16 protein-coding genes are annotated in these 24752 nt (G+C 59.2%); 12 read left to right on the forward strand and 4 right to left on the reverse strand.

Features of this window, described 5'->3' with window-relative positions; genetic code table 11:
- The first annotated feature begins 29 nt into the window (after positions 1–29).
- Positions 30–2270, forward strand: coding sequence for an excinuclease ABC subunit UvrB (uvrB, locus tag CSV91_RS00775; RefSeq protein ID WP_099431423.1), 2241 nt, complete (start codon positions 30–32; stop codon positions 2268–2270).
- 65 nt (positions 2271–2335) lie between these two features.
- Here the strand turns inward: uvrB and CSV91_RS00780 are convergent, their stop codons facing one another.
- From CSV91_RS00780 to CSV91_RS00795, 4 genes are all read right to left on the reverse strand, one after another.
- Positions 2336–3976: an NAD(P)/FAD-dependent oxidoreductase gene (locus CSV91_RS00780; protein WP_099431424.1), complete on the reverse strand. Its 1641-nt coding sequence runs from the start codon at positions 3974–3976 to the stop codon at positions 2336–2338.
- A gap of 80 nt (positions 3977–4056) precedes the next feature.
- On the reverse strand, positions 4057–5328 hold the full coding sequence (locus CSV91_RS00785) for an NAD(P)/FAD-dependent oxidoreductase (protein WP_099431425.1): 1272 nt from the start codon (positions 5326–5328) through the stop codon (positions 4057–4059).
- Positions 5329–6159, reverse strand: a complete 831-nt coding sequence (locus CSV91_RS00790; protein WP_022094864.1) for an Mrp/NBP35 family ATP-binding protein — start codon at positions 6157–6159, stop codon at positions 5329–5331. It lies immediately after the preceding gene.
- A gap of 145 nt (positions 6160–6304) precedes the next feature.
- Complete coding sequence (locus CSV91_RS00795) at positions 6305–8458, reverse strand: LTA synthase family protein (protein WP_157757964.1); 2154 nt, start codon at positions 8456–8458, stop codon at positions 6305–6307.
- A 193-nt stretch (positions 8459–8651) separates the two neighbouring features.
- Here CSV91_RS00795 and uvrA point away from each other — a divergent pair, with 193 nt between their 5' ends.
- The 11 genes from uvrA to CSV91_RS00850 all read left to right on the forward strand — a co-directional run bounded on the left by uvrA (position 8652) and on the right by CSV91_RS00850 (position 24628).
- Positions 8652–11531 (forward strand): excinuclease ABC subunit UvrA, encoded by a 2880-nt coding sequence (gene uvrA, locus CSV91_RS00800; RefSeq protein ID WP_099431427.1) that lies wholly within the window; start codon positions 8652–8654, stop codon positions 11529–11531.
- Positions 11532–11663: 132 nt separating this feature from the next.
- Entirely contained in the window at positions 11664–12164 is a 501-nt protein-coding gene (gene ybaK / locus CSV91_RS00805; RefSeq protein ID WP_099431428.1) for a Cys-tRNA(Pro) deacylase, read from the forward strand.
- A 3-nt stretch (positions 12165–12167) separates the two neighbouring features.
- Positions 12168–13850, forward strand: coding sequence for a murein biosynthesis integral membrane protein MurJ (gene murJ, locus CSV91_RS00810; RefSeq protein WP_232049520.1), 1683 nt, complete (start codon positions 12168–12170; stop codon positions 13848–13850).
- 6 nt (positions 13851–13856) lie between these two features.
- Entirely contained in the window at positions 13857–15797 is a 1941-nt protein-coding gene (gene uvrC, locus CSV91_RS00815) for an excinuclease ABC subunit UvrC (RefSeq protein WP_331219268.1), read from the forward strand.
- A 365-nt stretch (positions 15798–16162) separates the two neighbouring features.
- Positions 16163–17776, forward strand: coding sequence for an ABC transporter substrate-binding protein (locus CSV91_RS00820; protein ID WP_099431431.1), 1614 nt, complete (start codon positions 16163–16165; stop codon positions 17774–17776).
- A gap of 157 nt (positions 17777–17933) precedes the next feature.
- Complete coding sequence (locus tag CSV91_RS00825; RefSeq protein WP_035138896.1) at positions 17934–18890, forward strand: ABC transporter permease; 957 nt, start codon at positions 17934–17936, stop codon at positions 18888–18890.
- 3 nt (positions 18891–18893) lie between these two features.
- The gene (locus CSV91_RS00830) at positions 18894–20909 is read left to right on the forward strand and encodes a dipeptide/oligopeptide/nickel ABC transporter permease/ATP-binding protein (RefSeq protein WP_099431432.1); all 2016 of its coding nucleotides are present in this window, start codon (positions 18894–18896) and stop codon (positions 20907–20909) included.
- The gene (locus CSV91_RS00835; protein WP_006236159.1) at positions 20910–21737 is read left to right on the forward strand and encodes an ABC transporter ATP-binding protein; all 828 of its coding nucleotides are present in this window, start codon (positions 20910–20912) and stop codon (positions 21735–21737) included.
- Positions 21738–21817: 80 nt separating this feature from the next.
- On the forward strand, positions 21818–22795 hold the full coding sequence (locus tag CSV91_RS00840) for an acetylxylan esterase (protein ID WP_099431433.1): 978 nt from the start codon (positions 21818–21820) through the stop codon (positions 22793–22795).
- Complete coding sequence (locus CSV91_RS00845) at positions 22788–23639, forward strand: acetylxylan esterase (RefSeq protein ID WP_099431434.1); 852 nt, start codon at positions 22788–22790, stop codon at positions 23637–23639. The genes CSV91_RS00840 and CSV91_RS00845 overlap by 8 nt, the downstream gene beginning before the upstream one ends.
- 68 nt (positions 23640–23707) lie before the next feature.
- Positions 23708–24628: a dihydrodipicolinate synthase family protein gene (locus CSV91_RS00850; protein WP_089573615.1), complete on the forward strand. Its 921-nt coding sequence runs from the start codon at positions 23708–23710 to the stop codon at positions 24626–24628.
- The last annotated feature ends 124 nt before the right edge of the window (positions 24629–24752 follow it).

Consider the following 24752-nt stretch of genomic DNA (forward strand, 5'->3'; position numbering starts at 1 on the left):
TACTGCAGATATATGAGTTAGGAGTATCCATGGCGGAATTTGAAGTTGAGCGTGTTGGAGGAGAGCTCAAACGTTTTGGCGTTGAGGGCTCTGAGGTGGCATTTAAGGTTGTATCTCCTTATGAGCCTGCAGGTTCTCAGCCTAAGGCCATTGAGTCGCTTGTGCAGGGTGTGAGGGACGGAGATCGCTATCAGGTTTTGCTGGGCGTGACTGGTTCGGGCAAGACCTTCACGATGGCTAAGACTATTGAGGCCCTGGGGAAGCCGACGCTGGTCATGGCTCCCAATAAAACGCTCGCCGCTCAGCTTGCGAGCGAGCTCAAAGAGTTCTTTCCCAACAACGCTGTGGTCTACTTTGTCTCGTACTACGACTACTATCAGCCCGAGGCGTATGTGCCGCAAAGCGATACATATATCGAGAAAGACTCCTCGATTAACGAAGAGGTCGAGATGCTGCGCCATCAGGCGACCGCGTCACTGCTCTCTCGACGCGATGTGATCGTTGTCGCATCGGTCTCGTGTATCTATGGCATTGGCTCTCCTGAGGACTATGCGGGTCTGGCTCCAAACGTCGACAAGAAGGTGCCGCTCGAGCGCGATGACTTTATCCATGCACTTATCGACATTCAATATGATCGCAATGACTATGACCTGGCACGCGGCACGTTCCGCGTGCGCGGCGATGTTGTCGACGTGTATCCGCCTTATGCCGAGCATCCGTTGCGGTTTGAGTTCTTTGGCGACGAGGTCGAGCTGATTGCCGAGATCGATGAGGTCACCGGAGAGATGCTTCGTGAGTACGAGGCCATCCCCGTATGGCCGGCATCGCACTACGTGACCGAGAAGCCGAAGGTCAAGGCGGCTCTGAAATCGATCAGCGAAGAGTGCGAGAAGCGCGTGGCGGAGCTCAAGGCGACCGACAAGTTGCTCGAGGCGCAGCGTCTGCAGCAGCGCACCGATTATGATCTTGAGATGCTCGAGACGATGGGCTTTTGCAACGGCATCGAGAACTACTCGCGTCATCTGGACGGTCGCAAGCCGGGTGAGCCGCCGTTTACCCTGATCGATTACTTTCCTAAGGACATGCTCTGTATCATCGACGAGAGCCATGTGACGGTGCCGCAGATCCGCGGCATGCATGAAGGCGACCGCTCGCGTAAGGTAACGCTGGTGGAACACGGTTTTCGCCTGCCCTCGGCACTCGATAATCGCCCGCTTCGTTTCGATGAGTTTGAGGCAAGGATACCCCAGTTTATCTATGTTTCGGCCACGCCGGGCGACTACGAGCTGCGGGTGAGCCAAAACGACGTGGAGCAGATTATTCGTCCGACCGGTCTGCTCGACCCCAAGATCGATGTGCGTCCGGTTCGTGGGCAGATTGACGATCTTGAGGACGAGATTCGCGAGCGCGTTGCCCGCAAGGAGCGCGTGCTGGTGACCACGCTCACCAAGCGCATGGCCGAGGACCTGACCGACCATCTGCTTGATGCCGGCATTAAGGTCAATTACATGCACTCCGATACAGCGACGATGGACCGTGTCGAGATCCTGCGAACGCTGCGCGAGGGCAAGATCGATGTTCTCGTTGGCATCAACCTGCTTCGCGAGGGCCTAGACCTTCCCGAGGTCTCACTGGTGGCAATTCTCGATGCCGATAAGGAAGGCTTCTTGCGCAACCGCCGTTCGCTGATTCAGACGATTGGCCGCGCGGCCCGTAACGCCGATGGCGAAGTCATCATGTATGCGGACGTTGTGACCGATTCGATGAAAGAGGCCATCGAGGAGACGCAGCGCCGTCGCGAGATTCAGATGGCATATAACGAAGAGCATGGCATTGTGCCAAAGACGGTGCGCAAGGCCATCAACGACATCTCAAGTTTTATTGCCGAGGCCGAAAAAACCGTGGGTTCCAAGGGGCGCTCGAAGGGCGACTCTCTTGGCCATGGCGCATTCTATACGCCCGATGAGTCGGGCGAGGGTGGCGTGCCGGAAACGGTGGCGTCCGAGCAGACACTTGCGGGGCAGTTGGAAGAACTGCCGCATGACGAGCTTGTGCGGATCGTCGAAACCATGGAAGAGGATATGCGTAACGCTTCTGCCGCCATGGACTTTGAGGAGGCGGCGCGCCTGCGCGATGCCGTCGTTCAGATTCGGGCGATGCTCGAGGGTGCGTCTGAGGACGAGACGATTGAGCGCTTACGTTCGCAGGCCCGCAAGGGTTCCATGTTCGCATCGGGCAGAAAACGCCAGGGTGCACGGTTTAAGAAATAGCGAACAGGCCCCGAGTTCCCTGTGGAGCTCGGGGCATGCGTCTTTTGCGCGCTGGAATTCGTGCGTTAGAGGTCTGCGATCAGGGCTTCGGCACAACGGATGCCGTCGGTGGCCGCGCTCATGATGCCACCGGCATATCCAGCTCCCTCACCGCAAGGGTAGAGGCCCGGGGTCGACACGGCATGGCACGTTCGGTCTCGGGTGACAGTGACCGGTGAGCTCGAACGAGTCTCCACGCCGGTAAGAACGGCATCGGGGCGGTCGTAGCCGCGTAGCTTTTTTCCGAGTAGGGGAAGTCCCAGGCGGAGCGAATCAACGATATGCTGCGGCAGGGCTTCGTCAATTGCCGTCCAGGTCACACCGAGCGGATAGGTGGGCTTTACCTTTCCGGGCGCCTTGCTGGCACGTCCTGCGAGGAAATCGCCGACGAGCTGTGCCGGTGCGTTCCAGTTGGAACCGCCCAGGCGATAGGCGGCCGCCTCGCAGGCACGCTGGAGCTCGATGCCGGCGAGCGGGTCATCGTTGGGAAGGTCCTCTGGCGTGACGTTAACGAGCAGGGCGGCATTTGCGTTGCGTCCGTCGCGGGCATTGAGACTGGCCCCGTTGACGCACAGATGGCACGGTTCTGAAGAGGCGGCAACAACCTGTCCGCCGGGGCACATGCAAAACGAGAACACACTGCGGCCGTTGGAAAGATGGGCAACAAGTTTGTAGGGGGCTGCTCCGAGGGCGGGATGTCCCGCCGAGGCTCCATATTGGGCTTGGTCGATGTCGCGCTGCGGATGCTCGATGCGAACGCCCATGGCAAAGGTCTTTTGTGCGAGGGCCACGTTGTGGTCCTTAAGGAGCTTAAAAATATCGCGAGCAGAATGCCCGCAGGCGAGGATGAGGTGCTTTGTCTCGATTGGCTCGTAAGCGGCGTCTTGGGACGATTGGACATCAATACCGGTGATGGCGCCAGACGCGTCGATGCGAATGTCGACGAGCTTCGTTCGATAACGGACGACACCTCCGAGCTGCTCGATGCGCTGGGATATAGCGGTGACAACCGTGGGAAGGATGTCGGAGCCAATGTGCGGCTTGGCATCCCACAGAATATCGTGGGGCGCACCCGCCTCGACGAAGGTTTCGAGGATAAGGCGATGGGCGGGATTTTTGGTTCCCGTATTGAGCTTGCCGTCCGAGAAAGTCCCCGCGCCGCCCAGGCCAAACTGGATATTGCTCTCGGGGTCGAGGATGCGCTCCTTTAGAAAGAGGTCGATCGCCCGCGAGCGGCGAAATGCCGGGTCGCCGCGCTCGATGAGCAGGGGCTTAAGACCTGCTTCGGCGAGCGTAAGCGCAGCGAAAAGGCCGGCGCATCCGGCGCCGACAACGACAGGGCGTTCTTGAGGTGCGTCGGAGGCGGGGGAGGGGAATGAAGGCTCATCGTCTTCTATCGCGCGTACGCGCGAGCGGTCACGCTCGGCAACGCTGTCGACCGCTTCTCGCTCGAGGTGGGGACTAGTCAGCTCAATACGAAAGCTCAGGATAAAATGGACGTCTCGTTTTTTGCGAGCGTCGATTGACTTGCGGTGGAGCTCGATGGACTTGATCTCGGAGTCCTTGCAACGTAGGACGCGCTTGGCGACTCGCTTGCCAACAATGAGACAGGCATTTTCATCGCCGGCTTCATCGAGCGACGCGTTGACTTGGGTGATTTCAATCATCGAGGTCTCCTTAGAGGCAAGAAAGAGGCCGTCCGGTATCCCAGACGGCCCGAATGCGTTTTTGATTATAGACTGCGCGGCTACAGGCTGCTTGCAGCGCGAATGCCCGAGATCCAGGCCCACGCAAGGTTAAAGCCTCCGCAATCGGCGTCGATGTCGAGCGCTTCACCGCAGACGTAAAGCGGGGCGTCGACAACGCTGCGCGCGCGTAGGCTGGGTGTTGAGATGCTCTCGACAGATATGCCACCACGCGTGACCTGCGCTGAGCGCTCCTCGGCTGTTCCCTCGACGAGCAACTTAAAGTGTTTGAGGATCGAGACCAGGTGGATGACATCGTTGGAGCCTGGATGGCACTGCTCGAACGCTGTGCAGACGACGCGGGAGAGTTGCGGGGCGAGCATGCCGTCGAGCCAACGGGGATCGCGGGGCGAAAAGCCGCCGAGCAGCTCAACGCGCCGGTTGAGCATATCGAGCAACTCGTCTTTGGAGAGGTCGGGGAAAACGTCGAGCAGGATCGTATCGCCGTGCTGGATACGACGAGAGAGGTTGAAGACAGCGACGCCCGAGATACCGAAGGTTCGAAACAGCACTTCACCGTCTTCGTGCCAGAGCTCATTATGATTGTGGGCGAGCGTCAAGCGGGCACGGACGCGCAGGCCATCCAACGTCTTGAGTGCCGCCCGATCGCCAACGACCGTTGCCGATACGGGGCAGAGGACGGGGCGCAGCGAAGTGAGGGGGAGGCGAAACGTATCGGCGATACCGGTGGGGTAGCCGCCCGTGGCGATAATTACGGCGTGTGCCTGCAGGGTCGCGTTCTTGCGAGGGACATCGGCGAGCGCTTTCCGAAGCGAGCGGAGCTCCGATTTTCGGTCATCGTGCTTTTTTGCCTTGAGCGCCCGCGCTGGACGGTCTATTTGGAGTGCCCAGCCTTCGGAAGCTTTGTGCACTGAGGCAACGTTGGCTCCACAGATTAAGGTGATACCTAGGCGGTCGCAAACGTTGAGAAGCGCGTCGCGCACCGATTCGGCGCGAAGGGAGCGCGGGTACAGCCGGCCTTCCTCGGAGGTTGTCATGATGCCCAGCGAGGAGAAGAACCCCATAAGCTCTTGTTCGGGCTGGGGGCCCATAACGGATTCGACGAATGCGGGGTGGTTATACCGCTGTGGATCAATCGATTCGTTGGAGAGGTTGCAGCGGCCGTTACCGGTCGCAAGGAGCTTGAGGCCGCAGGCGACATCGCGCTCAACGATGCAGACGCTTTTGCCAGCGCGTGCGGCCGTAATGGCGGCGGCGAGGCCTGAAGCCCCGCCGCCGATTACCAAGACGTCATAGAGGGCGCTCGTGCTCACTTAGGCCTCGTCGGTCTCGTGCGGGGTAATAGCCTCGACGGCAGAGACTGCCTTGGGCAACATGCCATCGGGCAGCGCGGTCTCGACCTCGCCCTTATCGCAGGCCTCGGCGAGTGCCGGATTAATGGGAAGCTGGCCCAAGATGTCGAGGTTATAGCGCTCTGCGACCTCGGGGAGCTTGCTCTTGCCAAAGACCTCGATCTTCTTGCCGCAGTCGGGGCACTCAATATAGCTCATGTTCTCGACAATGCCCAGAATGGGGACGTTCATCTTCTCGGCCATGTTGACCGCCTTGGCGACGATCATCGAGACCAGATCCTGCGGGCTCGTGACGATGACGATGCCGTCGACCGGCAGCGACTGGAAGACGGTGAGCGCGACGTCGCCTGTTCCCGGAGGCATGTCGACCAGTAGGTAGTCGATGGGGCCCCACGAGGTCTCGCTCCAGAACTGCCTAATGGCGCCTGCGATGACCGGACCGCGCCAAAGGACGGGGTCGGTCTCGTTTTGGAGCAGCAGGTTGGAGCTCATGACCTTGACGCCGTGCTCGGAGATTTCGGGCAGCATAAGGTTGCCAAGGGCATGGACGTGGCGTCCACTCATACCGAACATCTTGGGGATAGAGGGACCGGTGATGTCGGCATCGAGGACGCCGACCTTGTGGCCGTGACGGGCAAGCTCGGTGGCGATGGCACCGGTGACAAATGACTTGCCGACACCGCCCTTGCCGGAAAGCACGGCGATGACGCGCTTGACCTCGGACAGCGTGTTCTCCTCAAATTGCGACGGCGACGTTTGTCCGCCGGCGGCCTGTGCGTGTTCGCAACCCATGTATGACTCCTTTGTATATGCTGGGGCCGGGGCCCCGCGATGTGACACGAGCGTCATTGTACCCTCGTTTGCGAGCGGGAGTCATTTGCGATGCGTTTGGGCCGAGCGTGCTTGCAATACGATGGGCCCAAGCGAATGGGCGGGCTTACTGAACTTTGCTGGCGAACTCGAGGTATTGCATGCGCTGCAGCTTGTCGATCGTCGAGGCGTAGGGGCTGTCTTCCGATTCCAAGTCGTAGCGCAGCCCGTCGGCACCGAGATAGCCGGCGACATTGATGGTGGGCACATCTGACCTTGTCGCAAGCAGGGCCTTTTGGTAATTGGTGAGCGGGGCGCCGATCTTATTAAGGGTAATGGCTGCAATCTCGTTTGCCCCGACGGTGTCGTAGACGTTGAGCTCGGTATTGCCGGCGATCTCATAGTTAGCCCAGACGAGATATGTCGACTGATAGATACGGAAAGCGTGGCTTGCCGTATCTTCCTGAGGGTACAGCTCGTCGTTGAGAGTCGTCGCGGCGCTCGGCTGATGGTCGCCAAAAAAGACAAGAACAACCGGTCTGCCGATATTGCGGAGCTCGTTGATAAAGTACTCGAGGTCCCGGTCGGATGCGTTGATGCAGGTGAGATAGGTGTTGAGCGCGCTGTTGGCACCCTCACTGGCTCCCTCGACCCAATAGTTTGTCAGCTCTTCGGCGGGAACGGTGCCATAGTCGTAGCCGCCGTGATTTTGCATCGTGACGTCAAAGATGAACTGCGGGGCTTCGTCGGTTCTAAGCAGGTCGAGTATCTTGTCGTAGGTGGCGTAGTCGCATACGCCGGCATGGTAATAGGGCGCACCTTCGAAATCGCCGATTGAAAGAAAGTCTCCAAAGCCCAGCTGCTGATAGATCTTATCTCGATGGTAGTTGACGGGGTTTTGCGGGTGCATAGCGGTAGTGGTATACCCAAGCTCTTTAAGGTTCTTTGCCAGGCTGTTGACGCCATTCATCTGATACAGCTGATAGGGGATTTTGCCTAATCCGACAAAGGCCGTTGTCGCTCCGGTCAAAAATTCGAATTCGGAGTTCGCCGTTCCGCCACCGGCGACCGAAGCGAGCATGGTGCCGCGAACAAGTGTGTCGGGAAGCGAGTTGTAGAATGCGGGGCCGGTGTACCCGGCCGTCTGGAGCTGCTCAAAGCACGAAAGGTCGCTAAAACTCTCGTTCATGACGGCAACAATCGTCGGCTTGATTTCATTGAACTGGGCAACGGCCGCCGCGCGCTGCTCGCTCGAGCCATATGTGCTGTCGTAGGCGGCGGCGAGCTCCTGCTCGATGCTCTGCGCCTCATCGGGCGTATAGTCTTCGGGCTTCTCAATGGGCAACTCGTTGACCATTTCGGTGAACGAAGTGATAAAACCCTGAGACGCATACGTGGTGATGGGCTGCCAACGGTCAAATCCAAAATCCAGCGCCTGCTCCAAGTCGATGTTGGAAAAGCCTGAGAGCCCCACAACGGTCACTAGCAGAAAAGCACAGAGGTTAGCGGCGATAGCGGGGAAGACATGGGTGGGCGTACGGAGCTTTCGCGGTCGGATGAGCGAAAGAAGCCCCAGGGAAATCTCCAGCAGGGCGAGAGAGGTTACGATTCCGGCGGTAAAGGTAAACTCGTATCCCTCGCTCACTTCCATTGCGGTGCCAAGGGCCAAGATATCGCTTGGCAGGATGGCTTCGCCTTTAAACGTTATGACGAAGTGCTCGGCAATGCCAAGGATGCAGCAGACGACGGGCACGAGGGCCATGACGCCTCCATGACGCTGTCCCAGCAAATAAAGGGAGAGCAGAACCATCGCGAGCAGCCCGACGGAAAACCCGAATGAGTTGGCGGGAATGCGATAGAACGTTTCGTTGCAGGCAATTTCGAGTGAAACGAACGAGAGCGCTGAAACAGCGGCGATGACAAGGATGTCACGGCAAATACAGGCAACTGTTCCCGTCGCAAGGTCGGTTTGGTCGATAAGTCCCGAAACCAAGGGCTCGACAAGAAGCATGACGGCGGCAGCACCGAGCGCCGAATAAGAAAGGACCCATAGGGAGCTGCCCTCATTTACGAGCAATTGATTCGTAACCCATGCAGCTACCACGCCGAGCGGGATGAGGAGCGTCGCGCACCAAAAGACGCGGGCAATGGGTGGCTTTTCGTTGCGTTTGATTGAAAAATACACGCGCACGACGACGGCGGCTACGATAAGGATGGCGATGAATATGGGCAGATTGGCCATGTCGCTCGAAGTGATTTCAAGGGGGATATCTTCGGTCATGGACGTTCCTCTGGTACAGCAAATTAAGTTCAGTATTAGATTACTGTAACCTTTCCACGGCATTTCGAGAAACAAAGCGCCCGATACGCAAAGCTAAAGGTCTGCGAATCTTGTATTACGAACATCTGTGCGCGTCGAGTGCGCTAAACTCATCGGCAGTATGATTTGATGCAATAGGAGGCAAGGAGCTTCCATGTCTGATTCTTCTATCGTTATTCGCGGCGCTCGTGAGCACAACCTCCGTGATATCGATGTTTCCATTCCGCGTGACCAACTCGTGGTCATTACCGGTCTTTCTGGCTCGGGCAAGAGTTCGCTGGCATTCGACACTATCTATGCCGAGGGCCAGCGTCGATACGTCGAGAGCCTTTCGAGTTATGCGCGCCAGTTCTTGGGCCAGATGGACAAACCCGACTTGGATTCAATCGACGGCCTTTCGCCGGCTGTCTCAATTGATCAAAAGACGACATCCAAGAACCCGCGCTCGACGGTTGGCACCGTAACCGAGATTTATGACTATCTGCGCCTGCTGTTCGCCCGTGTGGGCACCCCGCACTGTCCCGAATGCGGCCGTGTCATTGAGCGTCAGACGACCGATCAGGTTGCCGACAAGGTCTTGGCGGCGGGGGAGGGCCGCCGCGCGTTTGTGCTGGCACCGGTGGTACGCGGGCGAAAAGGCGAGTACACCAAACTGTTTGAGGACCTTCGCGCCGAGGGCTTTAGCCGCGTGCGTGTCGACGGTGAAGTGCGCTCGCTCGACGATCCGATCGATTTGGACAAGAAGTTCAAGCACGATATCGAGGTCGTGGTCGATCGCATCGTGATCCGTGAGAACTCTCTGGGCCGTATCGCCGAGTCCGTTGAACAGGCGACTGCGTTGGCGCACGGCAATGTGAACGTATACTTGCTGCCCGACCGCGACGCTCCCGAGGGGACCGAAGGCGAGTTGCTGGAGTATTCGCTGGCGTTGGCGTGCCCGGAGCATGGACACTCCATCGATGACCTGCAGCCGCGCGATTTCTCGTTCAACGCGCCCTATGGCGCGTGCCCCGAGTGCGATGGCCTGGGTTTTAAGAAGACGGTCGATGCCGAGGCCCTAATCGAAGACCCCTCGAAGTCGATCGCCGACGGGGTCTTTGGCAGCCTGTTTGGCAACTCTAACTACTATCCGCAGATTTTCGCTGCGGTTTGTAAGCACTTCAAGGTGAGCGTCGATACGCCGTGGGAGGATCTACCTCCGCGGGTGCGTCGCGCGTTTTTAGACGGCATGGGCGACCAGAAGATTTCGGTCGACTATCAAAAGCTCGATGGGCGCCGCAGCCAGTGGGACACCAAGTTCTCGGGCGTGCGCAATATCCTGTACGAGCGCTATACCGAGACGACGAATGAGAACACCAAGGCGCGCTTGGAGAAGTACATCCGCGAGGAGCCGTGCTCGAGTTGCCATGGTGCTCGTCTGCGCCCCGAGATGCTCGCCGTTACCGTAGGCGGTAAGTCCATTTACGAGGTCTGCTGCCTATCGTGCCGCGAGTCGCTCGAGTTTTTTGAGGGCTTGGAGCTTACCGAGCGCCAACAATTTATCGGCGGGCGCATCGTTAAGGAAATCCTGGAGCGCCTGCGCTTTCTGGTCGATGTCGGACTCGACTATCTGACCCTCGACCGTGCCTCGGCGACGCTTTCCGGAGGCGAGGCCCAGCGCATTCGCCTGGCAACGCAGATCGGCGCCGGCCTCATGGGTGTCCTGTACATTTTGGACGAGCCATCGATCGGTCTTCATCAGCGTGACAACGAGCGCCTGATCAAGACGCTCGAGCGCCTGCGTGACATCGGCAATACCGTTATCGTCGTCGAACACGACGAGGATACGATTCGTGCTGCCGACTATGTGATCGACATGGGCCCCGGTGCGGGCGTGAACGGCGGACACGTGGTCGCCGCGGGAACGCCTGCCGATATCATGGCGTGCCCCGATTCGATGACGGGTGCCTACCTGACCGGCAAGCGAATGATTCGGGTTCCCGATGAACGCCGCAAGCCCGGTCGCGGCTGCCTTAAGATCACGGGCGCCCGCGCCAACAACCTCAAAAACGTTACCGCCAAGATCGAGTTTGGTACGCTTACGGTTGTTACCGGCGTGTCGGGATCGGGCAAGAGCTCCCTGGTTACCGACACCATTGCGCCTGCCCTTACGAATGCCATTCACCGTTCGACGCGCCCTGTGGGTCCGTATAAGAAAATCGAGGGCATCGAGTGTATCGATAAGGTTATCGATATCGACCAGTCGCCGATTGGCCGCACGCCGCGTTCCAACCCTGCTACGTACATTGGCCTGTGGGATGATCTTCGCGCGCTGTTTGCGAGTACGCCGGAGTCGAAGGCGCGCGGCTACTCGCCGGGACGTTTCTCCTTTAACGTGAGCGGCGGTCGCTGCGAAGCATGCAAGGGCGACGGACAAATTAAGATCGAGATGCACTTCCTTCCCGATATCTATGTCCCCTGTGAGGTCTGCGGCGGCAAACGCTATAACCGCGAGACGCTTGAGGTCACCTACCGTGGTAAGACCATCTCTGACGTGCTCGACATGAGCGTCACCGAGGCGCTGGCCTTCTTTGGGAATATCCCGCAGATTAAGCGCAAGCTCCAGACGCTGTATGATGTGGGCTTGGGCTACGTGAGCCTGGGCCAGCCCGCCACGACGCTCTCGGGCGGCGAGGCGCAGCGTGTGAAGCTCGCCAAGGAGCTTCATCGACGCCAGACGGGCAAGACGTTCTATATTTTGGACGAGCCGACGACCGGCCTTCATTTTGAGGACGTCCGCCAACTGCTCGATGTGCTGCAGCGCTTGGTCGATGCGGGCAACACGGTGCTGGTGATTGAACACAACCTTGATGTCATCAAGGTTGCCGACCGCCTGATCGATATGGGCCCCGAGGGCGGTAACGGCGGCGGAACCGTCGTGGTTTCGGGCACACCGGAGCAGGTTGCGGACTGTCCGCAGAGTTATACGGGCAAGTTTTTGGCGCCGTTGCTCAGGCGTGACCGGGAGCGTCAGGCTCAACTTGATGCTCAATAAATAGGCGATTCAGTTTATGGGCGCCATCGACTCCTTGTGATTCGATGGCGCTTGCTGTGTCGAAGTGACGTATGCAGCCGAATTGGACATATACTTAATCCTTGCGTCCGAATGCGAGGGAAAGGATATGCCATGGCAAAGGCTGTAAAGACGCCAAAAACCAATGCGATGCGCGAGCTGGAAAGCGCCGGCATTTCCTATGTTCTACATACGTACGAAGACGATGGTGATGAGTCGGCGGGCCTGGGGGTCGCGATTTCGGAGCAGCTTGGCGAGGAGCCCGGTCAAGGATTTAAGACCTTGGTCTGCGTGACGCCGTCCAACGACCACGTCGTGTGCTGCATCCCTGTTGCCGACGAGCTCGATCTAAAGTCCGCCGCGCGTGCCGCGGGGGAGAAGTCCTTGTCCATGATGCGTGTGAAGGATTTGCTTGCGGCGACTGGCTACGTTCGCGGCGGCTGCAGTCCGGTCGGTATGAAAAAACGCTACCGGACGCTCATTGATGAGACATGTGTCCTTTGGGATACCATTTTTATTTCGGGAGGCAAGCGTGGTTATCAGCTCGAGCTTGCACCTGATGATTTAATTGCATTTTGCGGGGCGACGGTTGCCGCGATTACGAGAGAGGACTGAGCGATGCCGCAGGAAGAATTGAAGCGCGGAGCTCATTTTGCAGAAGAATCTGCGCCTCAGACACCCTCATCCGAAGCTTCTTCGTCGCGAGATGACACTGACGACATGGGCTCGTCGGACTACTCCACGGTTGGTCGTTCCGCCGGGCTTATGACCATCCTGACCATCGTGTCTCGCGTCACCGGTTTTATCCGCACGTGGGCAATGGCGGCCGCTATCGGCATGTCGCTGCTCTCGTCTTCCTATCAGGTCGCCAACAACCTGCCCAATATGCTCTACGAACTCGTGATGGGCGGCATGCTCGTGACGGCGTTTTTGCCCGTGTACATGGGCGTGAGGCGTGAGCAGGGTCGCGAGGCCTCTAACGAGTACGTGGGCAACCTGCTCGGTATTCTGCTATTGGTGCTGGGTGGCATTTCGTTGCTGGGGACCGTGTTCGCCCCGGGCTTTATCTGGACGCAATCGTTCCTTTCGGGTGACGGCGGCAGCATGGATACCGCTGCGTTCATGTTCCGTTTCTTTGCCATCCAGATTCTGTTTTATGGTTTGGGCTCGGTGTTTTCGGGCGTCCTCAACGCACACCGCGACTACTTCTGGTCGACGTTTGCCCCGGTCCTCAACAATGTGATCGTCATTGCGAGCTTTATGGGCTTTGCGCCCGTGTCCGCACAGTTTGGCGAACGTGCCGGCATCATCTTGATTGCGGCCGGTACGACCCTCGGTGTCTTTGTTCAGATGGCATGTCAGATCCCCGCGCTTGGCAAGCACGGCGTGCATCCCCATATCCATATCGACTTTAAGGACCCCGCACTGCGCCAGACGATTGCGCTCGGTATCCCGACGCTGCTCGCCACGGTGTGCATGTTTGTCTCGACTTCTATCACCAACGCTGCTGCGCTGGTGGTCCAGCCCGAGACTGGTCCTTCCGTCATCGCCTATGCGCGCCTGTGGTACACGCTGCCCTACGCGCTGATTGCCGCCTCGCTTTCGACGGCGCTCTATACCGAGCTCTCTCACGACGCACAGGAGAAGGATTACGACAGCGTCCGCATGGGCATTTCGCGTGGCGTCGCCCAGATGCTGTTCTTCCTGATTCCATTCGCGCTGTACCTGATTGTCTTCGCGCGTCCGCTCAACATGATCTACTGTGCAGGCAAGTTTGATGAGTCCGGCGTGGCGCTGGTGTCCGAGTTCCTTATCTACCTGGCACTTTCCCTGCCGCTCTACGGCGTGGTCGTGCTGATGCAGAAGAGCTTCTCTGCCTTGCTCGACATGAAGCCCTATAGCCGCTATTGTCTGTATTCCGCCATCGGCCAGGCCGGCTCGGTTCTGCTGTTTGGCGTTGTGCTGGGCTTCGGTATGCCGGCAATCGCGCTTTCGTATGTCGTCGACTACGTGATCTTGGTCGGTTGCTCGCTGTGGTGGCTGCGTCGTCGTCTGCGTGGTCTTCAGGTTAAATCTATCCTGCATGGCGGTTTCTTCGGCCTTTTGCTCGGTGGCCTGGGTGCTGCCGCAGGCGCCGGCGTCATGTGGGCGCTTGAGCACTTTGTCGGGGCACTTGGCGGCTCGATTCTGATTACTCTTGGCTACGTTTGCGTTGCGGGTGTCGTCTCGCTTGCTGTTACCTTTGGCCTTGCCGTCGTCCTTAAGATGCCCGAGGTCTCGGCGCTGATTCGTCGCAAGTAGGTGCGCGTGGCCGGTCACGACAACATTCCAACGCTTGCCGAGCAGGTTTCGCGCGTTCCCACGCAGCCCGGCTGCTACCTTTGGAAAGACGCCAAGGGCGATGTCATCTACGTGGGCAAGGCGAAAAACCTGCGCGCCCGTATGCGTCAGTACGTGACGCTGCAGGACGAGCGCCAGAAGATCCCGCTGATGATGCAGTTGGTGGCGAGCTTTGACTATATCGTGGTGGAGACCGAGCACGAGGCGTTGGTGCTCGAGCGCAATTTGATTGGTCAGTACCATCCGTACTTTAACGTCGACCTCAAGGATGACAAGAGCTACCCCTTTATCGCCATTACAAAGGGCGACCTGTATCCCGCTATAAAATACACGCGTGAGCGTCATAAGCCGGGAACGCGCTATTTTGGACCCTATACCGATAGTCGTGCGGCACGTGAGACGATAGATACGCTGCGCAAGGTTATCCCTATCTGTTCCGCATCCTGTGCGGAATGGCGTCGTTGTCGCCGTATTGTCGAGTCCCACAAGGGCGAGGAAGACATCGTCAATATGATTTGCGCGCAAAACGGGCGCCCCTGCTTTGACTACCATGTCGGGCGCGGCCCGGGTGCGTGTGTCGGCGCGATTTCCCCGGCAGACTATGCCAAGAACGTCAAACGTGTCGAACGTTTTTTGTCTGGCCATCGCAAGGACGTCGTCGACGAGCTGACATCCGAGATGACGGAGGCCGCCGAGGTGCTCGATTTTGAGCGCGCCGCCCGCGTTAAACGTCGTTTGGAGGTCATCAGGGGTCTGGACGATCGTCAGCAAGTCGTTTTTCCCTCCAGTGTCGATATCGATGTCATCGGTTTCTATCGCGAGGAGACCATCTCCGCCGCTTGCGTCTTCGTCGTTCGCGAGGGCCGAACAGTTCGCACCTGCGAGTTCATTCTTGACAAGGGTCTTGATGTTGACGAGGAAGAGCTCCAGTCGGGCTTTCTTAAGCGCTATTACGACGAGACGGCTGATATTCCAGCTGAGATAAACCTCTCTGTCGAGCTTGAGGATGCGGAGACGCTGGGGGAGTGGCTTGCGGGCAAGCGTGAGCGTTCCTGCCATCTCCATAGGCCGCAGCGTGGCGAAAAGCATCGTCTGCTCGATATGGCATCCAAAAATGCGCGCCATGCCCTCATGCGCTACATGATGCGAACGGGGTACGCTGACGACCGCACCAATCGGGCGCTCTTGGAGCTCGAAAGTGCGTTGGCGCTGCCATCGCCGCCGTTGCGTATCGAGTGCTTCGATATCTCGACGCTGCATGGCACCTTTACGGTCGCTTCGATGGTGGTATTTACCAACGGACGCGCCGACAAGAGCCAGTACCGTCGTTTTAAAATTCAGGCCGAATTGGACGAGGCAAACGACTTCGTGTCGATGTCCGAGGTTTTGGGACGACGCTATGCTCCCGAGCGCATGGCCGACGAGCGCTTTGGCTCGCGCCCCGATTTGCTCGTTGTCGATGGCGGTAAGCCGCAATTGACCGCTGCGATCAAGCAACTTGAGGCTCTTGGGCTCGATATACCAGTTTGTGGCTTGGCAAAGGCCGATGAGGAGGTTTTCGTGCCTTGGGACGAGACTCCCGTCGTGCTGCCGACCGGGTCCGCGTCGCTCTATCTAATTAAACAGGTGCGCGATGAATCGCACCGTTTTGCCATCACGTTCCATCGCGAATTGCGCGACAAGGCCATGACGGTTTCGGTACTCGATGACGTTCCAGGCGTGGGACCCACCAGAAAACGTGCCCTTATGCGCCATTTTGGCTCGATGAAGCGTTTGCGCGCGGCGAGCGAGCAAGAGATCGCGGAAGTTCGCGGCATACCTGCCGATGTTGCCAAGGCGGTCCACGAGGCGCTCGTTGCATGGAATGCCGAGCGCGCCGAGGCGGCGGCTGGCCATTCCGATAGCTAAACACGCCTCTAAACAACTGATATACATGATTGCGTGATTTTCAATCATTTATTTCGCGGCGATTACCAGCCGATTTCGGGTTTTATTAACGCTAAAACGTTTGACTAGCCATGGTGAACAACCCTGCTATCCTGCGGGTTGACGAAGACTGATATCTCACCTCGGCGATACATACTGTCTGGCGAATCGTTTGTCAATGAATTCGGTGAACGGTAGTAAATACCGTTCAAGCGTATGTATGTATCGGTCGCCGAGCGCGGCACCTCAGTTGGGCTCGTCGGTAGGTAAGGTATATATCGTCCGCAAGTTGCGCGGGGGCACGTCTAGGTGCTCCCGGGTAAGATTCTCTATTGATAGGAGAAGACATGGCCATCATCAACAAGGGTATGTCCAGGCGTTCGTTCCTCGGCCTCACCGGCAGCGTCGCTGCTGTCGCAGGGCTTGGTCTCACCGGCTGCGGTGGCAACTCCAGCGACGAGGGTTCCGCTTCCGGTTCCACCGATTCCGCCAACCGTGGCGGCGGCGTGATCACCGCTGGTTCCGCTTACGCTCCGTCCAGCTTCGATCCCGCCAGCACCGGCTCCGCTGTGGGCCTGGGTGCTAACTGGCACGTCGTCGAGGGCCTCTACGGCATCGATTACCACGACTACAGCACCTTCAACGAGCTCGCCACCGACGATCCCAAGTCTGTGGACGACACCACTTTCGAGGTCACCATCCGCAAGGGCGCCAAGTTCTCCGATGGCACCGAGGTCACCGCTGACGATGTCGTCGCCTCCTACACCGCTTGCGCCGCTTCCGCTACCTATGCTCCGTTCTTCCAGCCCTTCGAGTCCATCGAGGCTAAGGACGCCAGCACCGTGACGGTCAAGACCAAGGTCCCCAACTTCTCCCTGCTCAAGGATCGTCTGGCCATCGTCCGCGTTACCCCGGCCACCCAGACCGAGGAGGATCGCGCCAAGCAGCCGATCGGCTCCGGCCCCTGGATGTACGACTCTATCTCCGATACCGAGATCACCCTGGTTCCCAACCCCGAGTACAACGGTGAGTATGCTGCCGAGGATAAGAAGATCCAGTACAGCATTCTGACCGACCCCACCGCTCGCGTTACCGCTCAGCAGGAGGGCTCCACGCTCGTTATGGAGCTCGTTACCGCTGACGCCGTCGACCAGCTCGAGAGCGCCGGCTGCAAGATCGATAACGTTCAGGGTTTCGGCACCCGCTTCATCATGTTCAACGTCGCCAAGGAGCCTTGGAACAACGTCAAGGTCCGTCAGGCTGTCATGTATGCGCTCGACACCGAGAAGATGGTCAGCAACACCTTCGCCGGCCTTGCCACCGCTGCCAGCTGCTACCTGCCCAAGAGCTTCACCAACTATCATGAGGCTTCCACGGTGTACAAGACCGACGCCAAGAAGGCTAAGAAGCTCATTGAGGAGTCTGGCATCACCCCGGGTGCCATCACCCTGCGCACCACCGACAACGAGCAGATTAAGGGCATGGCCGCCCAGGTCAAGAACGACCTCGACGCTCTCGGCTTCGATGTGACCATCCAGACCGATACCTCGCCGGCCACCTACGCTGCCATCGACGGCGGCGAGGCCTACGATATCCTCCTTGCCCCTGGCGATCCTTCCTGCTTCGGCGCCGACCCCGACCTGCTGCTCAACTGGTGGTACGGCGACAACGTCTGGATGCAGACCCGTTGCCCGTGGAAGGAGTCCGCTGAGTGGCAGAAGCTCCACAGTCTCATGGACGAGGCTCTTGCCGCCGAGGGCGACGAGCAGCAGAAGAAGTGGAACGAGTGCTTCGACATCATTGCCGACAACGCCGTTCTGTACCCCGTTGTCCACGTCAAGACCGTCTCCGCTTCCTGGGACGATCCGTCCACTGCGCCCAACGGCGAGGCCCTCGATGGCTTCAAGGGCATCGGCACGACGAGCATGTCCTTCAGGGGCGTTGCGACCGTCAAGGCGTAAGACTCGCTTGAGTCTGTATGCAGGATGTCGGTCGTTGGGACCGTATCCTCATAGTTGAAACAAAGACCCGGGCGGCAACGATGTCGCTCGGGTCTTGTAATGAGTATCCGTACTCATATACCAGTTGGTCCTACCGACAAAAGAAAGGGGAGAGAACGTGAACAACTTGCTACGTTTGATTGGAAGGCGTCTTGTGGCGCTGCCGATCATGGCATTGGGCGTCACCGTCCTGGTGTTCTTCCTTATGTCGTTCTCCAAGACCGACCCCGCCTACACGGCGTTGGGTGACGGTGCCTCGCCCGAGGCGGTTGCCGAGTACCATGAGAAGTATGGTCTGGACGACCCCTGGCCCGTGCGCTACGTGCGCTATATGGGCGATTTGATCCATGGCGACATGGGCACCTATGGCGCTGCTCGCAACTCCGTTGCCAAGCGCATCTCCACGGCCCTGCCCGTCACGATGCAGCTGACCTTCATCGGTCTTGCCATCGGTGCGGTCGTTTCGTTTTTACTCGGTGTCATCGCGGCACTGTATCGCGATAAATGGCCGGACCAAGTGATCCGCGTCTTTTCCATCGCCGGCTTGGCAACCCCGTCGTTCTGGCTTGCCGTTCTGTTGATCCTGCTGTTCTCTTCCTACCTTAAGGTGCTCCCGGCATCGGGTGCTCTGCCTCACTTCACCACGAATCCGGTTGGCTATCTGGGACGTATGATCATGCCCGCTATCGCCTTGGCATTTCCGCTGACGGGCCAGATGACTCGTATCGTGCGTACCGCCATGGTCGAGGAGCTCGACAAGGACTATGTCCGTATGGCTCGCGGCGCCGGCGTTCCCGAGAAGGTTGTCGTCGGCATTAACGTTCTTCGCAATGCGCTGATCACCCCGGTCACCACCCTCGGTCTTAAGATCGGTTACCTCATGGGCGGCGCCGTCGTCATCGAGGTTATCTTCAACCTCCCCGGCATGGGCACCGCGATTCTACAGGGCGTTCAGGGCAACGAGGCGAACCTGGTTCAGGGCGTCGTTATCGTCGTTGCTCTTGCCTTCATCATCATCAACATCGTGGTTGACATGCTCTACCTGCTCATCAACCCGCGCATCAGGACGGTGTAGATTATGGTAAAGATTCGAGAGAAGCAAACCGAGCAGCTCGAGAAGGCTGCCTCCAAGGGGCTCAAGCTCGGTGGCTGGAAGAAGATGACGCTGTCTTCTAAGATTGCCGCCGTCGTGCTGGTGCTGGTCGCCCTGACTGCGATTCTGGCGCCCCTTCTTGCCCCCTATAGCCCGGTCGAGATCTTTACGGCTCGCCAGGCTCCCGGCAACGGATTTATCTTCGGTACCGACGATAAGGGTCGCGATATTCTGTCGCGTATGCTCTACGGTGGTCGTTACTCGCTGATTATCGGCTTTGGCGCCACTGCCATGGCTCTGGTCTGCGGCTCGGTCGTGGGCGCCCTTGCAGCGGTTTCGCGCAAGGCCGTCTCCGAGACGATCATGCGTATCCTGGACATCATCATGTCCATCCCGGGCATCGCCCTCGCGGCCGTCTTCGTCTCCATCCTGGGCAACTCCGTGCCGTCGATCATCTTCGCCATCGGCTTTATGTACACTCCGCAGATTGCCCGTATCGTGCGCGCCAACATCGTGTCCGAGTACGGCGAGGACTATGTCCGCGCGGTCATCGTTTCCGGCGCCAAGGCTCCGTGGATTTTGATCAAGCATGTTCTGCGTAACTGCATCGCCCCGATCATGGTCTTCACCGTTACCCTGGTCGCCGACGCCATCATCTTCGAGGCCTCGCTGACCTTCATCGGCGCTGGTATCCAGGAGCCCACCGCTACCTGGGGCAACATCCTCGCCGACGCCCGCGGCGGCGTGCTTGCCGGCCGTTGGTGGCAGGCGCTGTTCCCGGGCCTGGCCATCATGATCACCTGCCTGGCGCTCAATATCCTCTCCGAGGGCATTACCGACGCTATGGCCGCTGCTCCCTCCGCCGCCCTGGATCCGACCGATTCCTCCAAGCGTCGCGAGGCCGACCTGCTGGTCTCCGACCCCGTTCGCGCCTACAAGGAGCAGGCCCAGTCCCTCTCCGCTCGCCTTGGCGCCCTGCGCGATGTCGAGCTCAAGCGTGACGATCGCCATGTGCCCGACGAGTCTGTCGAACCGATCCTTTCGGTCCGCGATTTCTGCATCCAGTTTGAGCACCACGGCGATATCAACGTCGTCGACCATGTCAACTTTGACGTCCGTCCTGGCCAGACTATGGGCCTGGTGGGCGAGTCCGGTTGCGGTAAGTCCATCACCACGCTGGCCATCATGGGCCTGACCGATGAGGACGAGCACCTTTCCGGCGAGGTCCTCTGGGAGGGCCGTGACCTGCTCAAGATGAGCAAGAAGGAGTGGTTCGGCCTGCGCGGTACCGATATCGCTATGGTCTATCAGGACGCCCTGTCCTCGCTCAACCCCTCCATGCTCATCTCTGCCCAGATGAAGCAGCTCACCAAGCGCGGCGGCACCCGCAGCGCCGAGGAACTCCTGGAGCTCGTGGGCCTCGACCCCAAGCGTACGCTCGAGAGCTACCCGCATGAGCTTTCCGGTGGCCAGCGTCAGCGTGTTCTGATCGCTATGGCCCTTACCCGCGACCCCAAGCTGGTCATCTGTGACGAGCCCACGACCGCTCTGGACGTTACCGTCCAGAAGCAGGTCATCAAGCTGCTCAACGACCTTCAGGCCAAGCTCGGCTTTGCCATGATCTTCGTCTCGCACGACCTGGCGCTGGTCGCCGAGGTCGCCCATAACATCACGGTTATGTACGCCGGTCAGGTTATCGAGCAGGCACCCACCAAGGAGCTGCTCACCAACCCGATTCACGAGTACACCCGCGGTCTTCTGGGTTCCGTTCTGTCCATCGAGAGCGGTTCGGGCCGCCTGCACCAGGTACCCGGCGCCGTTCCGAGCCCGCGCGATTTCCCCAAGGGCGATCGCTTCGCGCCCCGCTCGAGCCATCCGCGTATTGGCCTGGACACCCGTCCGGTCTTCAAGCGCGTTCCCGGCACCGAGCACTTCTATTCCGAGCTCCCCGACGAGGTGCTCAAGGCAAATGGTTTGACCCCTCACGCGGAGGTGATGTAGATGAGCGAGACCGCAGTCAACGGCGTCGAGCCGATCATCTTCCTTGATGACGTCCACGTCACCTTTAGGACCCGTACCGGTTCGATTCTCCACCCTAACCTGGTTCACGCCGTCCAGGGTGTAACGATTAAGCTCATGCCCGGTCAGACGATCGGCATCGTCGGCGAGTCCGGTTGCGGTAAGTCCACCACCGCCAACGTCATGTGCGGCCTGCAGGCCCCCACGAGCGGCAAGGTCTACTTTAAGGGCAAGGACGTTACCAAACGTACCGCCGAGGACCGTCGCCACATGGGTCGCGTTATCTCGGTCGTGTTCCAGAACCCGGCCACGGCGCTCAACCCCCGCATGGTCGTTCGCGAGCAACTGCTCGACCCCATGCGCGTCCACAACCTGGGTACCGAGGCCGAGCAGGAGAAGCGCGTCAAGGAGCTCTTGGAGCTCACCGGTCTGCCCAGCTCTGCCGCTGAGGTTCTTCCCGGCCAGCTTTCGGGCGGCCAGCGCCAGCGCGTCGCAATTGCCCGTGCCCTGTCGCTGAACCCCGATGCCATCATCGCCGACGAGCCCACCTCGGCTCTGGACGTTTCGGTCCGCGCGCAGATTCTGAACCTGCTGACCGACCTTAAGAAGGAGCTCGGCCTGGCCATGGTGTTCATCAGCCATGACATCCAGACGGTCCGCTATATCTCTGACGACATCATCGTTATGAATGGCGGCAAGATCGTCGAGCAGGGCGAGGCCAAGCAGGTCTTCCAGCACCCCCAGGACCCCTACACCAAGATGCTGCTCGGCGCTGCGCCGTCGCTGCTGCATCCCAAGCTCGGCGAGTAGCCTCGCTTTCCCTCCCGTGCGCCCGGTTCCCTTGCCGGGCGCACCTCCGTTGCGATTTCGAAAGGTTGGGTTCACGAGCCATGCCAAGTGCTCAGGAGCTGCAACATCAATTTGGTGAATATCGAGGCGCCATGCCCCGTCCATCAGATTTCGATCTCTTTTGGAAGGACCGCATGGCCGAGGCCGATGCCGTCGGGCTTGACTATGCGATCGAGACGGCATCGGTCACCGATGCCGTGACCTGCCAGCTTTTCGACCTCTGGTATACCGGCATGTGTGGCGCTCGCCTGCATGCCAAGTACCTTAAACCCGTCTCGGACGAGCCCGTGCCATTGGTACTTCAGTTCCATGGGTATCCGGGTGCAAGCCGCAGCTGGTTTGAGCAGGCGTCGTTTGCGGGCATGGGCATGGCGCTCATCGCGCTTGACTGTCCTGGTCAGGGCGGTCCCTCCGAGGATATTGGCGGATTTGAGGGTACGACGGTCGCGGGCCATATTGTCGCCGGTATCGACGGCGATCCGGCCAACCTCTACTATGTCCGTCTACACCAGGACATTCGCATCCTGTGCCGTATCGTCCGCGAGCTCGAGGGCATCGATTTAGCCCGTGTGTTTGTGAACGGTGCCTCGCAGGGCGGCGGTTTGGGCATCGCGACATGCGCGCTCAACAGCGACCTGGTTGACCGCGCCGCAATCCTCTATCCCTTCCTGTCAGATTTCCGCCTGGTCTGGGATTTGGATGCCGACGATATCGCCTATGAGGGCCTGCGCTATTGGTCGCGTTGGTTTGACGAGGATTCGACTCGTATCGAGGAAGCCTATGCCAAACTGGCGTACTTCGATTCCAAGAACTTTGCCCCTATGGTCAAATGCCCCGTGCTGTTTGGTACGGGCACGGCGGATATCGTCTGTCCGCCGGCAACGCAGTTTGCGGTCTATAACAACCTGACCTGTGAAAAGCGTCATGAGTTCTTTGAGGGCTTTGGCCACGAAGAGATACAGGACTTTGACGATATGATCATTCCGTTTTTCTGCGAGGGAGGGGAGGCTCATGTCTAAGTGCGAGAGCAATGTTGGCGAGCTGATTGTCCCCGACCTTGTGGGGATTCCCGGGACGGTCTCGTCAAGGCTCTCTGATTTCCGGGATTGGCGCGGCGACACTTCTGCGGATGTTTCCGAATTAGAGATAGCCGCTTCGGACCTTGAGGTTTGCGGGCCGAGTATTACGGCGATCGATTTCGCCAATCCGTATGCCCGCTACTCCGAGGTTTCCTTTGAGCTTGGTGGCGATGTGGTCCACGCACGTTTGATCGAGCCTGCCGGTCGCGCCCGAGCATCCGAGCTTGTGCCGCTATGTCTGATGTTTCACGACATCGACCGACCCGTGCGGGGATGGCATCACATGACGAGGTTTGCGGCCATGGGATATGCCGTGCTTGCGCTGAACGATGAGGCGATTGGACCCAGCGATCTGCGGCAGGAGATTACCTCGCCTGCTTTTGTCAGGCGCGTCCGTTGGGGCTGCGCGCTGGCGAAGGTGGCGTGCAATCTTGATGGCATGGACCCCGACCGCATCTTTGCATGGGGCGAGGGCCTTGGCGGCGGAGTCGCGCTGGCGGTTTCTGCTCTGGACGAGCGGGGCCTCGCCTGCACGGCGGTTGCCAATCCGCTTCCTGGCGGTCTCGAGGCGCTGTCGTCTCGGGTGCGCGGATCGGTGCTCATGGGCACATCGCTTATGGATACCGTGAGCGATCCCAAGGATCAGTTTGCCGTATTCAACGGTCTTGAGTGTGACCGGAGGCATATCATCTATGCAAAATACTCTCACGAGCGCATCAATGCGTTCGAAAACGAAGTCGTCGACTTTTTTAACCAAACGTTCTACCCGTGTTCTTTGGCCTAGACGGCCTGGACACTGCCAACAAGAGTGGGTGGCATAGGGCCGCCCGCCAGACAACTAAGGAGATTCTTGTGGCAACTCAGAAATTCACCGGCGTTATCCCTCCCGTCGTTGTTCCCGATACCGAAGATCACCAGCTCGACGTTGCCTCCTTTGAGCGCAGCATCAACCGCATGATCGATGCCGGCGTCGATGGCCTGTTCTTCTTGGGATCCTCGGGCGAGGTCGTCTTCTCCACCGACGAGCGCCGTCGCCAGATTATCGCCGAGGCCGTCCGTATCGTCGACCACCGTGTGCCTGTTCTGGTCGGCATCATCGATACCGAGACCGAGCGCATGATCGAGCACGGCAAGGTCGCCCAGGAGCTGGGCGCTGATGCCCTCGTCGCCACCTGCCCGTTCTATGCCCTGCAGGGCATGACCGAGGTCGAGGAGCACTTCCGCATCCTGCATGAGGAGCTCGACCTGCCCATCTTTGCCTATGACATTCCCGTCTGCGTTCACACCAAGCTCCCCTGGAAGCTCCTTGCCAAGCTCGGCGCCGAGGGCGTCCTTGCTGGCGTCAAGGATTCCTCGGGCGATGACATCTCGTTCCGCTATCTCGTTCAGGAGAACGAGAAGAACGGCCATCCGATGAGCATCCTCACCGGTCACGAGGTTGTTGTCGACGGCGCTTACCTCGGTGGCGCCGACGGTTCTGTCCCGGGCCTTGCCAACGTTGAGCCCGAGGGCTACGTGCGCCAGTGGAAGGCCGCTCAGGCCGGTGACTGGGCTACCGTCAAGGCCGAGCAGGATCGCCTCAACGAGATCTCCCACATCTGGGATGTCACCTCGGGCGTCCAGGGCTATGCCGGTGGCGTCGGCGCCTTCAAGACCGCTATGAACCTCATGGGTATCTTCGACAGCCCGACCATGCCGCGTCCGGTGAAGGCCATGACCGGCGAGAACGTCGAGGCTATTAGGAAGGTCCTCCAGGACAACGGCCTCCTGTAAAGCTTTCCCAGGCACCCGACCTCGCCGTTCAACCGTGTGGCCATGACTATTAGGTCAATGGCCACACGGTTTCTCGGCAATCTCGGGCACCTGGAAAACCTTTACCCGCGCTGTGACGGCTAGC

It is taken from the genome of Collinsella aerofaciens (assembly GCF_002736145.1).
Classification (GTDB): domain Bacteria; phylum Actinomycetota; class Coriobacteriia; order Coriobacteriales; family Coriobacteriaceae; genus Collinsella; species Collinsella aerofaciens_A.

Coding starts and splice junctions, on each gene's coding strand:
- uvrB (WP_099431423.1), top strand. CDS start 30: ATGGCGGAATTTGAAGTTGAGCGTGTTGGAGGAGAGCTCAAACGTTTT.
- CSV91_RS00780 (WP_099431424.1), bottom strand. CDS start 3,976: ATGATTGAAATCACCCAAGTCAACGCGTCGCTCGATGAAGCCGGCGAT.
- CSV91_RS00790 (WP_022094864.1), bottom strand. CDS start 6,159: ATGGGTTGCGAACACGCACAGGCCGCCGGCGGACAAACGTCGCCGTCG.
- CSV91_RS00795 (WP_157757964.1), bottom strand. CDS start 8,458: ATGACCGAAGATATCCCCCTTGAAATCACTTCGAGCGACATGGCCAAT.
- uvrA (WP_099431427.1), top strand. CDS start 8,652: ATGTCTGATTCTTCTATCGTTATTCGCGGCGCTCGTGAGCACAACCTC.
- ybaK (WP_099431428.1), top strand. CDS start 11,664: ATGGCAAAGGCTGTAAAGACGCCAAAAACCAATGCGATGCGCGAGCTG.
- murJ (WP_232049520.1), top strand. CDS start 12,168: ATGCCGCAGGAAGAATTGAAGCGCGGAGCTCATTTTGCAGAAGAATCT.
- CSV91_RS00820 (WP_099431431.1), top strand. CDS start 16,163: ATGGCCATCATCAACAAGGGTATGTCCAGGCGTTCGTTCCTCGGCCTC.
- CSV91_RS00830 (WP_099431432.1), top strand. CDS start 18,894: ATGGTAAAGATTCGAGAGAAGCAAACCGAGCAGCTCGAGAAGGCTGCC.
- CSV91_RS00835 (WP_006236159.1), top strand. CDS start 20,910: ATGAGCGAGACCGCAGTCAACGGCGTCGAGCCGATCATCTTCCTTGAT.
- CSV91_RS00840 (WP_099431433.1), top strand. CDS start 21,818: ATGCCAAGTGCTCAGGAGCTGCAACATCAATTTGGTGAATATCGAGGC.
- CSV91_RS00845 (WP_099431434.1), top strand. CDS start 22,788: ATGTCTAAGTGCGAGAGCAATGTTGGCGAGCTGATTGTCCCCGACCTT.